At 72.1% G+C, this 13,400-nt stretch carries 11 protein-coding genes; 6 read left to right on the top strand and 5 right to left on the bottom strand.

Annotated elements, in window-relative coordinates:
- The first annotated feature begins 16 nt into the window (after positions 1-16).
- Positions 17-1,009: a porphobilinogen synthase gene (hemB, locus tag B9W62_RS16815; RefSeq protein ID WP_087807926.1), complete on the top strand. Its 993-nt coding sequence runs from the start codon at positions 17-19 to the stop codon at positions 1,007-1,009.
- 49 nt (positions 1,010-1,058) lie between these two features.
- Here hemB and B9W62_RS16810 read toward each other — a convergent pair whose 3' ends face one another.
- Positions 1,059-1,802 (bottom strand): DUF4232 domain-containing protein, encoded by a 744-nt coding sequence (locus tag B9W62_RS16810; RefSeq protein WP_087807925.1) that lies wholly within the window; start codon positions 1,800-1,802, stop codon positions 1,059-1,061.
- Between the two features lie 212 nt (positions 1,803-2,014).
- Here B9W62_RS16810 and B9W62_RS16805 point away from each other — a divergent pair, with 212 nt between their 5' ends.
- The 4 genes from B9W62_RS16805 to B9W62_RS16790 all read left to right on the top strand — a co-directional run bounded on the left by B9W62_RS16805 (position 2,015) and on the right by B9W62_RS16790 (position 6,356).
- A complete protein-coding gene (locus B9W62_RS16805; protein WP_087807924.1) occupies positions 2,015-3,355 on the top strand; it encodes a helix-turn-helix domain-containing protein in 1,341 nt (446 codons plus the stop codon).
- 137 nt (positions 3,356-3,492) lie between these two features.
- Positions 3,493-4,395 carry an SAM-dependent methyltransferase gene (locus B9W62_RS16800; protein ID WP_087807923.1) on the top strand — a complete coding sequence of 301 codons (903 nt, stop codon included), beginning with the start codon at positions 3,493-3,495 and terminating at the stop codon, positions 4,393-4,395.
- A gap of 83 nt (positions 4,396-4,478) precedes the next feature.
- Positions 4,479-5,717 (top strand): aminotransferase-like domain-containing protein, encoded by a 1,239-nt coding sequence (locus B9W62_RS16795; protein WP_087807922.1) that lies wholly within the window; start codon positions 4,479-4,481, stop codon positions 5,715-5,717.
- Between the two features lie 189 nt (positions 5,718-5,906).
- Positions 5,907-6,356: a peptidoglycan-binding domain-containing protein gene (locus B9W62_RS16790; protein ID WP_087807921.1), complete on the top strand. Its 450-nt coding sequence runs from the start codon at positions 5,907-5,909 to the stop codon at positions 6,354-6,356.
- A gap of 40 nt (positions 6,357-6,396) precedes the next feature.
- On the opposite strand, the gene argS is transcribed toward B9W62_RS16790, so the two are convergent.
- Positions 6,397-8,157: an arginine--tRNA ligase gene (argS, locus tag B9W62_RS16785; RefSeq protein ID WP_087807920.1), complete on the bottom strand. Its 1,761-nt coding sequence runs from the start codon at positions 8,155-8,157 to the stop codon at positions 6,397-6,399.
- A 182-nt stretch (positions 8,158-8,339) separates the two neighbouring features.
- On the opposite strand from argS, the gene lysS reads away from it, so the two are divergent.
- Complete coding sequence (gene lysS, locus B9W62_RS16780; protein WP_087807919.1) at positions 8,340-10,079, top strand: lysine--tRNA ligase; 1,740 nt, start codon at positions 8,340-8,342, stop codon at positions 10,077-10,079.
- Between the two features lie 74 nt (positions 10,080-10,153).
- Here the strand turns inward: lysS and B9W62_RS16775 are convergent, their stop codons facing one another.
- From B9W62_RS16775 to B9W62_RS16765, 3 genes are all read right to left on the bottom strand, one after another.
- Positions 10,154-11,440 (bottom strand): DUF2637 domain-containing protein, encoded by a 1,287-nt coding sequence (locus tag B9W62_RS16775; RefSeq protein WP_087807918.1) that lies wholly within the window; start codon positions 11,438-11,440, stop codon positions 10,154-10,156.
- 88 nt (positions 11,441-11,528) lie between these two features.
- Positions 11,529-12,407 carry a DUF3558 domain-containing protein gene (locus tag B9W62_RS16770; protein WP_256976450.1) on the bottom strand — a complete coding sequence of 293 codons (879 nt, stop codon included), beginning with the start codon at positions 12,405-12,407 and terminating at the stop codon, positions 11,529-11,531.
- 117 nt (positions 12,408-12,524) lie between these two features.
- The gene (locus B9W62_RS16765; protein ID WP_179235519.1) at positions 12,525-13,397 is read right to left on the bottom strand and encodes a DUF3558 domain-containing protein; all 873 of its coding nucleotides are present in this window, start codon (positions 13,395-13,397) and stop codon (positions 12,525-12,527) included.
- Positions 13,398-13,400 lie beyond the last annotated feature (3 nt).

Raw genomic sequence — 13,400 nt, 5'->3', positions numbered from 1 at the left:
GCGTAGCGTAGGTGGTATGACGACGTACGGATCCTTTCCCGGCACCCGGCCCCGGCGGCTGCGGACCACCCCCGTGATGCGTCGGATGGTCGCCGAGACCCGGCTGCACCCCGCCGACTTCATCCTCCCCGCCTTCGTTCGCGAGGGCGTGAGCGAGCCGGTGCCGATCGCGGCGATGCCCGGTGTCGTGCAGCACACCCGGGACACGCTCAAGAAGGCGGCCGCGGAGGCGGTGGAGGCCGGGATCTCCGGGATCATGCTCTTCGGGGTGCCGGAGGACGGGAAGAAGGACGCCGCCGGGACGGCGGGCACCGACCCCGACGGGATCCTCCAGGTCGCGCTGCGCGACGTGCGGGCCGAGGTCGGGGACGAGCTGCTCGTCATGTCCGACCTGTGTCTCGACGAGTTCACCGACCACGGTCACTGCGGGGTGCTCGACGACCAGGGGCGTGTGGACAACGACGCCACCTTGGAGCGGTACGCCGAGATGGCGCAGGTCCAGGCCGACGCGGGCGCCCATGTCGTCGGGCCCAGCGGGATGATGGACGGGCAGATCGGGGTCATCCGTGATGCCCTCGACCAGATCGGGCGGGAGGACGTCGCGATCCTCGCGTACACCGTCAAGTACGCCTCCGCCTTCTACGGGCCCTTCCGGGAGGCGGTCGGCTCGTCGCTCAAGGGCGACCGCAAGACCTACCAGCAGGACGCCGCCAACGCGCGGGACGCGATGCGCGAGCTGGCGCTGGACCTGGAGGAGGGCGCCGACATGGTGATGGTCAAGCCGGCCGGTCCCTACCTCGACATCCTCGCCAAGGTCGCCGAGGCCTCGGACCTGCCGGTCGCCGCCTACCAGATCTCCGGCGAGTACTCGATGATCGAGGCCGCCGCCGAGAAGGGCTGGATCGACCGCGACCGGGCCATCCTGGAGAGCCTCACCGGGATCAAGCGGGCCGGCGCCCGCAACATCCTGACGTACTGGGCAACCGAGGTCGCCCGCACACTGCGCTGAGCGACCTGTGCCGGCCCTTCGTACACGGGGTGCGGGTGCGCGGACCCCTTCAGTACTCGCGGGCGTTGGACGCGTCGGTCTGCCAGTAGGTGACGGTCAGCGCGGTGTCGACGTACACGCCGCCGGCGGGCAGCTTGACCGTGGCGATGGAGCCGTCCTCGAAGGGGATCGTGAGGGTGTTCGTCTCGTAGCCGTTCTCGCCGCTGCCGTCGCCGGAGGACAGCCGTACGCCCGCGTAGCCGGACTCGCCGGGGGCCAGCGTCGTCAGCGACTGCGGCTTGCTGGACTCCGCGACCGGCGGCACCGACTGGGCCTCGCCGAACCGCGCCGCCGGGTACTGCGGCAGCGCGCACGTCTTCGAACCGGTGTTGGTGGCGGTCAGCAGCAGGTGATTGATCGGGCGCGGGGCGTTCGCCGCGGTGATCCGTACGTCGGACGCGGAGCACTCGCCGGGGACGTCCGCGTCGGAGCCGTCGGAGCCGTCGGACCTTTCGTCGGCTCCGGTTCCGGTCGCGGCGTCCGCACCGGAGCCGGAGCCCGACGCGTTGTCGTTTCCGGCGGAGCCGTTGGAGCTGTTCGAGCCGTTGGAGCTGTTCGAGCCGGACTTACCGGTGTCGCCCTTCGCGCTGCCCGCCGGCTGGGCGTTGTTCACGTCCGCCGTCGCGGAGTTGGCGGAGTCGGGCGCCGGGGAGCCCGTGAGTTCGTCGCCCTCGCAGGCCGTGAGGGAGAGCGCGGCCAGCGCGACCGTGGTGGCGGCGAACAGGCGGGTACGGGTGATGCGGCGTGCGGACATGGAAGGTCCCCCTTGGGATGCGAGAGTTGGGGCGAGCCGCTCGACCGTTCGGCGGGAGCGGCTGCTTGGATGACCACAGCTTGCGGTCCTGATCGTCCCGGCCGCCAGCGATGGGGGAGCATGCGGGACGATGGGACGCCTGGAACGCCCTGACCTGCGGGAACGGTGTCCCTCTGGGATGCGGTACGGGGATGCGAGAAGAGGGAGGAACGGTGGCGGGGGACGACTTCGCGGCGCTGCTTCGGGAGCTGAAGGAGCGGTCCGGGCTCAGTTACGGGGCACTCGGCAAGCGGTTGCACATGAGCGGCTCGACCCTGCACCGGTACGTCAGCGGGGAAGTGGTTCCGGTCGAGTTCGCGCCCGTGGAACGCCTCGCCCGGGTGTGCCGGGCGACGCCCGAGGAACTGCTCGAACTCCACCGCCGCTGGATCCGCGCGGACGCGCTGCGCGGCGTGAAGAAGGACGAGACCGAGGGGGCGGACGGGAACGAGGAGAGCGCCGAGAGCGCCGAGAGCGCGGAGGGCCCGCAGGGGTCTGGGGTTGCCGAGGAATCAGAGGGCACCCAGGGATCCGCGGGCGCCGAGGTCGTGGAGAGCCCGGTCGCGCGTGGTGGTGCCTCGGCGGCTTCAGGGACACCGCCCGCCCCGGAGGCCCGCCGCCGGGTGCCGCGCGCCGCGCTCTACGCCGCGACCGGCGTCGTCGCCGTCAGCGCCGCGGTGGCGCTCGTGGCCAACCTCGTGGCGAGCCCGGACGACGACGGCCGGCACGGTCCGGCCGGGGCCGTCGCGCAGACCTCCGCGCCGGTGTCCGGGACCGCGACCGGGGCGGGGTCGAGGAGCCCGAGCCCGAGCGCGTCCACGTCCGCCCCGTCCGCCTCCGCGTCGGTGTCCGGGACCTCCTCGGCCTCGCCGTCCCGTCCGGCCACCGCCACGCCGGGCCGCCGGGCACCCGCCGGGCCCCCGCTCACCGTGTCGACCACCCCGTACTACTGGGACGTGCCCTGCGACCACGCCTTCCTGGTCGACCGCAGCCCGAAGAACGTGCCCAAGCCCCCGGTCCAGCAGGACGCCGTCGGCTGGGCCGCCCCCCTCAACGCGGTCTCCGCGAACCGGCAGACGGTCGTCCTCACCGTGCAGGGCACCGGCCCGGAGACGGTGGTCCTGGAGGACCTGCACGTGCGGGTGAAGAGCAGCGGAACGCCGCTGGACTGGGACCAGTACGTGATGGGCAACGGATGCGGCGGCCAGGTGCACGTCACGGCCTTCGACGTCTCGCTCGACCTCGGCACGCCGACGGCGGTGCCGATCGGGGGCCAGCGGGACTTCCCGTACAGCGTCAGCGAGTCCGACCCCGAGGTCTTCCAGGTCGCCGCGCACACCAGCGGCCACGACGTCAGCTGGGAGCTGGAACTGGAGTGGTCCAGCGGCGGCCGGCACGGCACGACGCGCATCGACGACAACGGCAAGCCGTTCCGCACCAGCGCCTCCCGGGACGACTCCTACTACGCGTACCCCCTCGGCAGCGACGCCTGGGAGCTGGTCGAGGGCGGCTGAGGCGGGCCGGGCGCGGCACGGGAGGACGGACGGCAGGGCATCGGGGCAGCGGGCGGCGGCAAGTGCCGCCGGGGGATAGGTTGTTGACCACACAACCGGTTCGCTTCGTCAGGCGACATCCGAAAGGTGGGACGCACATGCCCGGTGACGCCCTCAGCCAGGACCCCGCGGAGCTGCGGAGGAGGATCGACAGCAGCAAGGCGCACCCGGCGCGGGTCTACGACGTCTTCCTCGGCGGCAAGGACCACTACCCCGCCGACCTCGCCGCCGCGGCCGCCGGGCTCGCCGCCAACCCTCGGGGCTACCTCGACGTACGGCACAACCGCGACTTCCTGCGGCGTGCGGTGACCGCGCTCGCCCGCGAGGACGGCATCCGGCAGTTCCTGGACATCGGCACCGGGCTGCCGACCGCCGAGAACGTGCACCAGATCGCCCAGCGCATCGCCCCCGAGTCGCGGGTCGTCTACGTCGACAACGACCCGGTCGTGCTCGCCCACGCCCGTGCCCTGCTCACCAGCGGCCCCGAGGGGCGCACGGACTACATTGACGCCGACCTGAAGAGCCCGCAGCGGATCCTCGAACAGGCCGCCGAAACCCTGGACCTCAGCCGTCCCGTCGCGCTCTGCCTGGTCGCCATCCTGCACTTCGTCGAGGACGAGGAGGCGTACCCGATCGTCCGCGGGCTGATGGACGCGCTGCCCGCCGGCAGCCGGCTCGTCCTCAGCCACCTCACGGAGGACCTCAACCCGGAGAACATCCGCGCGGTCCAGCGGACGTACACGGAGCGGGGGTTCACCTTCGTGCTGCGCTCCCGCAAGGACGTCGAGCGGTTCTTCACCGAGACCGGTCTGGAACTGGCCGAACCGGGGGTCGTCCCGGTGCACCACTGGCGGCCGGACCACGCGGCGCCGGTGCCGGAGCAGCCGGAGGCGGCGTACCTCGCCGCGCTCGACGACATCGAGAAGGTCCGGTACAAGGACATCAACGACGTCACGGACGCGGACATCAACGTGTACGGCGGTCTGGGCGCCAAGGGCTGACGGTCCGGGCGCCGCGAGTCGTACGGGTGTCCGGATCGCGGAAAGTCGCCTGTAGGCGGCACCTATGTCCCTACGCTGCGCGCATGACCGTGACTGAGACCGCGTCCGCCGCCACCACCGCCACCACCGCCCCCAGCGCTCCGCTGCCGCCGCTCGCGGCGCGGGCCCGGTCGATCGGCGGTTCGCCCGTGCGCGACATCCTCGCCGTCACCGCCCGCCCCGAGGTGATCAACTTCGCGGGCGGGCTGCCGGCCCCCGAACTGTTCGACGCGCAGGGCATCGCGGCCGCGTACCGGGACGTCCTCGCCGAGACGCCCGCGCGCGCCTTGCAGTACTCCACGACCGAGGGCGAGCCCACCCTGCGGGCCGCGCTCGCCGCCCGCACCTCGGCACGCGGTCTGCCGACGGACGCCGACGACATCCTCGTCACCACCGGCTCGCAGCAGGCCCTCTCGCTCCTCGCCACCGCCCTGCTGGAACCCGGCGACACCGTCCTCGTCGAGCGCCCCTGCTACCTGGCCGCGCTCCAGGCATTCGGCCTGGCGGGCGCCCGGGTGGTGGCCGTGCCCGGGGACGAGGACGGGATCGACCCCGGGGCGCTGGAGGAACTGGTGGTGCGCGAGCGCCCCAAGCTGCTCTACACGGTCCCCACCTTCTCCAACCCCACCGGCCGCACCCTGCCCGCCGCCCGCCGGGCCGCCGTCGCCGAGGTCGCCGGGCGGTGCGGCCTGTGGATCGTCGAGGATGACCCGTACGGCGAGCTGCGCTTCGAGGGCGAGCGGGTGCCGTGGATCGCCTCCTGTGAGGGCGCCCGGGACCGGACCGTGCTGCTGGGCTCCTTCTCCAAGGTCATGGCGCCCGGCCTGCGCCTGGGCTGGCTGCGGGCGCCGGCCGGGCTGCGCCGGGCCTGCACGGTCGCCAAGCAGGCCGCCGACCTGCACACCCCGACCGTCAACCAGCTCGCCGCCGCCCGCTACCTCGCCGACCGGGACCTGGACGCCCACGTCGCCCGCGTCGCCGCCGTCTACGGAGAGCGCCGGGACGCCATGCTCGCGGGCCTCGCGGACGCGCTCCCGGCGGGCTCGGTGTGGACCCGTCCCGAGGGCGGCATGTTCCTGTGGGCCCGGCTGCCCGAGGGGTACGACACCACCGCCCTGCTCCCCGAAGTGGTCCGGCACGACGTGGCGTACGTCCCCGGCGCCCCCTTCCACACCGGCGAGCCCGACCGCGCCACGCTGCGGCTGTGCTTCGTCACGCAGACCCCGGACGAGATCGCGGAGGGCCTGCGGAGACTGGGGGAGGGTCTGCGGGCCGCGCGTTAGCCCGGCGCCGGCCGGATCGCTCCCGGGCCGTCCCACCGCAGGGACTCGAACGGCGGCGTCCGAGCAGGTCAGGCGGCGGGACGTCCCGGGACGCCGCCACTTCGGGGCGTTCGGCGCCCCGCGGGGCGCCGAACGAGCACGCTGGGTGCCGACCACGACAACGAACGTCGATCAGGGGAGCACGACAGCATGCGAGCACTCACGAAGGTACTTGTCAGCGTCACCACGGCAGCGGCGATCGCCGGCGGAGGACTGGCGGCCGCGGGGACGGCCGGAGCGGCGCCCGCCCCCACCCAGCGGTCCGCGAGTGCGGAGGTGGCGCCGCTGGCGGTGGTCAACCTGGGGCTGACCACCACGCAGGCGAAGAAGTGGCAGTGCTGGCTGCGCGACCTGGGCTACAAGCCCGGCACGATCGACGGGCAGCTCGGCACCACCAGCTGGAAGGCGGCGCAGACCTTCTTCACCCCGCAGCGTTTCTACAGCGGCGCCATCGACGGCATCGTCGGCCCCGAGACGGTCGCGGCGCTCCAGCGCTACCTGAACTCCCGCGGCTACGGCTACAACCTGTCCGTCGACGGGATCGCCGGGACTCGCACCCAGGCCGCGTTCGCGAACTACGCGGACCGGCACCGCTGCTGACGGTCCGGCCGGGGCGGGCGGTGGTCCCGCCCCGGGCGGCTCAGAGGCGCTCGGGCGTGCGGATGCCCAGGAGGGCCATGCCCCGGTGCAGGGTGCGGGCCGTGAGGTCGCACAGGAAGAGGCGGTTCTCCACCTGCGCCGGCGTCTCGGCCTTCAGGACCGGGCACTTGTCGTAGAACGTCGTGTACAGCGACGCCAGCTGGTACAGGTACGCGGCCAGCTTGTGCGGGGCGTACTCCGCGGCCGCCTCGAAGACCGTGTCCCCGAACGCGTCCAGGTGCAGGCCCAGCGCGCGCTCCGCCTCGTGCAGCGCCAGCTCCGGGTGGGCGGCGGGGCGGACCTCGCCGGCCTTGCGGAGGATGGACTGGATCCGGGCGTAGGCGTACTGGAGGTAGACGCTGGTGTCGCCGTTGAGCGAGACCATCTGGTCCAGGTCGAACTTGTAGTCGCGGCTCGGCGAGGTCGACAGGTCCGCGTACTTCACGGCCCCGATGCCGACCTGCGCGGCCCGCTCCCGGATCTCGTCCTCGGTGAGGTCCCGCGCCTTCTCCCGCACGACCTGCGCCGCCCGCTGCACGGCCTCGTCCAGCAGGTCCTCCAGGCGCACGGTCTCGCCCGCACGCGTCTTGAAGGGCTTGCCGTCCGCGCCGAGCACCGTGCCGTAGCCCATGTTGTGCGCGGTGACGTCGTCGTTCAGCCAGCCGGCCCGGCGGGCCGTCTCGAAGACCATCCTGAAGTGCAGCGACTGGCGCACGTCCACGACGTACAGCAGCGTCGTGGCGTGCAGGTCGGTGACCCGGTTGCGGATCGCGGTCAGGTCGGAGGCCGCGTAGCCGAAGCCGCCGTCGGCCTTCTGCACGATCAGCGGGACCGGCTGGTCGTCCTTGCCGCGGATCTCGTCGAAGAACACCACGAGCGCGCCCTCGGAGCGCACCGCGACGCCCGTCTCCTCCAGGATCCGGGCGGTCTCGGGCATGCCCTCGTTGTACGCGGACTCGCCGACGATCTCCTCGTCGCGGATCTCCATGTCGAGCTTGTCGAAGACGGAGTAGAAGTAGACCTTCGACTCGTCCACGAACTGCTGCCACAGCTCCAGCGTCTCCTTGTCGCCGGACTGGAGGGCGACGACCCGCTTGCGGGCCCGCTCCTTGAACTCCTCGTCCGCGTCGAAGACCGCCCGCGAGGCCTTGTAGACCCGGTTCAGGTTCGACATGGCCTGCTCGCCGTCGACGTCCTCGGCCGGGGCCAGCTCGCCGGGGTGCTCGAACAGGTACTGGATGAGCATGCCGAACTGGGTACCCCAGTCGCCGATGTGGTGCCGGCCGATGGTCTTCTCGCCGGTGAAGTCGAGCATGCCGCGCAGGGCGTCGCCGATGACCGCGGAGCGCAGGTGGCCGACGTGCATCTCCTTCGCCACGTTCGGCTGGGCGTAGTCGACGACCGTGGTGCCCGCGTCCGGGTTCAGCGGGACGCCGAGGCGCTCGCCGTCCGCGAGCCGCGCGGCGAGGTTCCGGGTGATCGCGCCGTCGGCGACGGTGATGTTGAGGAAGCCGGGGCCGGAGACCTCGACGTCCTTGATCAGCTCGTCGCCGGTGGTGATCCGCGCGACGACCTCGGTCGCCAGCTCCCGCGGGTTGGCCTTCGCCTTCTTGGCCAGGGCGAGGATGCCGTTGGCCTGGTAGTCCGCCCGGTCGCTGCGTCGCAGCAGCGGGTCCGCGCCGGCGGCCTCCGGCCGGGTGGCCGTGAGGGCGGACGCGAGCTGCTGCTGGACGGAGGCGGTGAGGGACGTGACCGAGGCCATGGAGTGGCTGCCGTTCTGCTCGGGTTCGTGGAAGGAGTACCGAAACCGAGTATCCCATGCGGTGAAAAGCGGTTTTCGCGGATGCGGGCCGGGCTGGGAGAATGGGACGGACAGCCGTGCGACCGCAGCGGCTGCCTCCGGAGCGGTTCCGGAGAAGTCAGAGAAGTTTCAGGGAAGAGGACGTGCCGATCGTGGCTCAGAGCACAGAGACCACCGACTGGGTCTCCCGTTTCGCGGACGAGGTCATCGCCGAGTCGGAGCGTCGTGCCCCGGGCAAACCTGTGGTCGTCGCGTCCGGGCTGTCGCCCTCCGGCCCGATCCACCTGGGCAACCTCCGCGAGGTCATGACCCCCCACCTCGTCGCCGACGAGGTCCGCCGTCGCGGCCACCAGGTCCGGCACCTGATCTCCTGGGACGACTACGACCGCTACCGCAAGGTGCCGGCCGGCATCGCGGGCGTCGACGAGTCCTGGGCCGAGCACATCGGCAAGCCGCTGACCTCGGTCCCGGCCCCGAAGGGCTCGGCGTACCCGAACTGGGCCGAGCACTTCAAGGCCGCCATGGTCGGCTCGCTCGCCGAGATGGGCGTCGAGTTCGACGGGATCAGCCAGACCGCGCAGTACACCTCCGGCGTCTACCGCGAGCAGATCCTGCACGCCATGAAGCACCGCCGGGACATCGACGCCATCCTCGACCAGTACCGGACCAAGAAGGCGCCCGGGAAGAAGTCGCAGAAGCCCGTCGACGAGGCCGAGCTGGAGGCCGCCGAGGGCTCCGGCGCCGCCGCCGAGGACGACGGCAGCTCCGGCTCCGCCGGGTACTTCCCGTACAAGCCGTACTGCGGCAACTGCGAGAAGGACCTGACCACGGTCACCGCCTACGACGACGACTCGACCGAGCTGACGTACGCCTGCACCGCCTGCGGCTTCTCCGAGACCGTGCGGCTGAGCGAGTTCAACCGCGGCAAGCTGGTCTGGAAGGTCGACTGGCCGATGCGCTGGGCGTACGAGGGGGTCGTCTTCGAGCCCAGCGGCGTGGACCACTCCTCGCCCGGGTCGTCGTTCCAGGTCGGCGGGCAGATCGTCGGGATCTTCGGCGGCGAGCAGCCGATCGGCCCGATGTACGCCTTCGTCGGCATCAGCGGCATGGCCAAGATGTCCTCCTCCAAGGGCGGCGTGCCCACCCCGGCCGACGCGCTCCAGATCATGGAGCCGCAGCTGCTGCGCTGGCTGTACGCCCGCCGCCGGCCCAACCAGTCCTTCAAGATCGCCTTCGACCAGGAGATCCAGCGGCTGTACGACGAGTGGGACCGCCTGGACGCCAAGGTCGCCGAAGGCTCGGCCCTGCCCGCCGACGCCGCCGCGCACTCGCGCGCGGTGCGCACGGCCGCCGGTGAGCTGCCGCGCACGCCCAGGCCGCTGCCGTACCGCACGCTGGCCTCCGTGGCCGACATCACCGCCGGACACGAGGACCAGGCGCTGCGCATCCTCGGCGAGCTGGACCCGGCGAACCCGATCGAGGCGCTGGACGAGGCCCGGCCGCGCTACGACAAGGCCGAGGCGTGGATCAACACCCACGTCCCCGCCGACCAGCGCACCATCGTGCGCCAGGAGCCCGACGCCGAGCTGCTGAAGTCCCTCGACGAGCCGAGCCGGCAGTCGCTGCGGCTGCTGCTCGACGGGCTGGCCGACCACTGGTCCCTGGACGGGCTCACCCACCACGTCTACGGCGTGCCCAAGGTCCAGGCGGGCTTCCCCGCCGACGCCACGCCCAAGGAACTGCCGCCGGAGATCAAGACCGCCCAGCGGACGTTCTTCGCGCTGCTGTACCACCTGCTCGTCGGCCGCGACACCGGCCCGCGCCTGCCCACGCTGCTGCTCGCGGTGGGACAGGACCGGGTGCGCACCCTGCTCGGGGAGTAGGAACGGCCGGTCCACGGCGAAGGGGGCGCCCGGCGAACACCGGGCGCCCCCTTCGCCGTTGGCCGGACAGGCCCTCAGGCGATGTGCTCCTCCTGGAGCTCGCGCATGTGGCGCTCGGTGAACGCCTTCACCATACGATCGGCCTCACGCGGAGCCAGCGGCACTCCGAAGGTCGCCTCCACGTCGTTGCGGAACTGGGCGATCGTCGGGTAGCTGCCGTCGATCGACTTCCGGAAGACCGTGTAGTAGTCCTCCTCCGTCGGGGGCGGCTCGGCCGTGCCGCCACCCTCGCCCAGTTCGCGGGTGCGGCCCGGGGCGACCGGTATCGGGAAGCTGCCCGTTTCCTCCGGCGAGGGCTCCTGGAGCGGGGGCTCCTCCTCGTACTGGTCCCGGTACTCGTCGGCCTGCTGCTGCTCCTCGTACCACTGGGCGTACTGCTCGGCCGGGTCGTAGGTGGGGTCGTAACCGCCCTGGTAGGCGACCTGGCGAGGGGTGTTGAACCAGGGGCTCTGCTCGGGGCCGTCCTCCTCCCCGGCACCGTGCGGCGGCCGTTGCGCGGGTCCGGGCCCGTCCGCCTCGGGTCCCTTGACCAGCTCGGCACGCGGTTCGGGTGCGGGCCCCGCCTCGGGAACCGCCTCCTGGGGCCGGGGCGCAGGCGGGAGCAGAGCGGGCTCGATGCCCGCCGCCGCCAGCCCGGAGGGGGCGGTCTGCGCCAGCGGTACGCCGTAGCGGGCCAGCCGCAGCGGCATCAGGGACTCCACGGGCGCCTTGCGGCGCCAGGCGCGGCCGAACCGCGACCGCAGCCGGGCCTGGTAGACCAGCCGCTCCTGCTCCAGCTTGATGACCTGCTCGTAGGAGCGCAGCTCCCACAGCTTCATACGGCGCCACAGCAGGAACGTCGGCACCGGCGAGAGCAGCCAGCGGGTGAGGCGGACGCCCTCCATGTGCTTGTCGGCGGTGATGTCGGCGATCCGGCCGATCGCGTGCCGGGCGGCCTCCACCGACACCACGAACAGGATCGGGATCACGCCGTGCATGCCCACGCCCAGCGGGTCGGGCCAGGCCGCCGCGCCGTTGAAGGCGATCGTGGCCGCCGTCAGCAGCCACGCCGTCTGCCGCAGCAGCGGGAAGGGGATGCGGATCCAGGTCAGCAGCAGGTCCAGGGCGAGCAGCACGCAGATGCCCGCGTCGATGCCGATCGGGAAGACGTAGCTGAAGTTCCCGAAGCCCTTCTTCAGGGCCAGTTCGCGCACCGCCGCGTACGAACCCGCGAAGCCGATCCCGGCGATGATGACGGCACCGAAGACGACCATGCCGATGAGGACCCGGTGCGTCCGTGTCAGCTGAAGTGGGCCGGCCACCCGTACTCCCCTCCCATTGCGTGTTGTTGCGCGCAACAGAGTGGCACATGTGTGCGGGGGACGGGTGACCGGTGGGCCGAAGAGACCGTCAGCTGTCCTTCGCGGGCGCCTTCGAGGACGACTCCGACGGCGCCTTCGACGACTCCCCGGAGGGCGACTTGGACGGCGAGGCCGTACCGCTCGACGTGCCGCCGCCGGCGCCGCCGTTGGCCTTCGTCACCGCGGCCACCGCCTCCTTGGCGGCCTTCTGCGCGTCCTTCACCAGGTCGTCGGCGTCCGGCGTCTTGTCGCCCGCCAGGCCCGCGCCGTTGAAGTCGACCGTGACGACGACGTTCTCGACCCGTGCCACGACCGTCTGCTGCTTGAAGGTGCCTTCCTTCTTCTTCAGGTCGTAGCGCACCACCGAGGCCTCGTCGCCCGTGCCGCTCACCGGCGCGGTCTTGACGCTCTTCGCACCCTGCGCGCCCTGCGCGTCCGTCAGCTGCTTCTGGTAGTAGTCAGCCGCCAGCTTGTCGCCCTCGCCGCGCGTCACGTCCGACTCGAAGCGCAGCATCGACACGCTCAGCCAGCGGAACTGGGAACCCTTCACGCCGTTGTCGTCGAGACTGTCCCAGGAGCAACTGGCCCGCGTCGCCGTGTCGTTGGACGCGCCCTCCTTGCCGGAGCCGGCCTTCGGCACCAGGTCGTCCAGCGTCTTCTTCGTCACCGCCGAGCACGGCTCCGGAAGCTTCCCGAACGCCGCCGCCCGCACCGTCGGGGACGGGCTCGCGGACTTCGACGCGGCGGACTCCTCCGCGGCCTTGTCCTTGCCGTCGTCCGAGCCGGAGTCCGAGGAGCAGCCGGCTGCCACCAGCATCACGGGTACGGCGGCCGCGCCGACAAGGACGCGGGTGAGTCGCTTCGCTCGCTTCGCTTGCGGGTCTCGCTGGTCACGCTGGGCTCGTAGCTGCATGGTTCCTTCACTCATGGCACTCGTAATTCCTGCGTTCGGAACGGGTCCGAGGGGCCACGGTACGCGGTGAAGAAATCGTGCGGTCCCGCTTCGGGGGCACCGCGCGCGGGCGCGGGCGAGCCCCGGCGGGGCTCAGCCGCCCAGCGAATCCGCCAGCTGGGAAGCCAGTTTCCGCGCCATGTCCTGCATTTCCTCGCTGTCCGGCACGACGCCGAGCGTCGCCGACTGCTCCGCGTACTCGATGGTCACCATGACGTTCGACGTGCGGAACGCCACAGTCACCGTGCGCCGCTTCGCCGTCGAGCCGGAGCTGCTGAGCGCGTCGTCCACGAACGCCTCGTCGCCCAGATCGTCCAGGAGCCGGGGCTGGACGTCGGTGGGCGCGGCGTCGGGGGACTCGCTCGACGACGAGGACGACGAGGGGGCGGACGACGAGGAGGCGGACGACGAGGGCGTACCGCCCGCGCCGGTGGCCGGCGCGTCGGGATCCCCGGCGGACGCCGACGGGCTGCCGGACGGGGAGTCCGCGGCGGACCCGGACTCGGAGACCACCGGTTCGGGCAGATCGGCGGCCTCCACCTGCTGGGCGAAGAGCTGCTCGGCCTCGCTGTCGTCGCTCACGGAGCGGTCGTACGACACCACCCGCTCGAAGTCGACGAAGAGATGGTCGGTGGCGTCGGCCGACTCCACCTTCCAGCGGCAGCCGACCTTGCGGTCGGTGTCGTACGCGAGGGTCGGCTCGCCCGCGTACGCCTTCTCGCGCTGCTCCTCGTCGGTGATCTCCTCGATGCCGGGCAGCAGGGAGTCGAGCGTCTTGTGGCCGACCGCGCCGCACGGCTCCGGAAGGGTGCGGTACTTGCCGGGCTCGGCCGCCTCGGTCGCGACCCCGGGCTGTCCCGGGTTCGAGTCGTCCGCGGTGGCGCCGCCGTCCGAGCCGCCGGTGCAGCCGGCCAGCAACGCCGCCAGGAGGGCGGCGACGCCGGGTACGTAGGCCTTCCGCTGCACGGT

Origin of the sequence: Streptomyces sp. CS113, assembly GCF_002188365.1 — a bacterium.
In the GTDB taxonomy this organism is placed as follows: Bacteria; Actinomycetota; Actinomycetes; order Streptomycetales; family Streptomycetaceae; genus Streptomyces; species Streptomyces tendae.
Note: the sequence above shows the minus strand (reverse complement) of the source record. Positions and strands in the feature narration are given on the sequence as shown.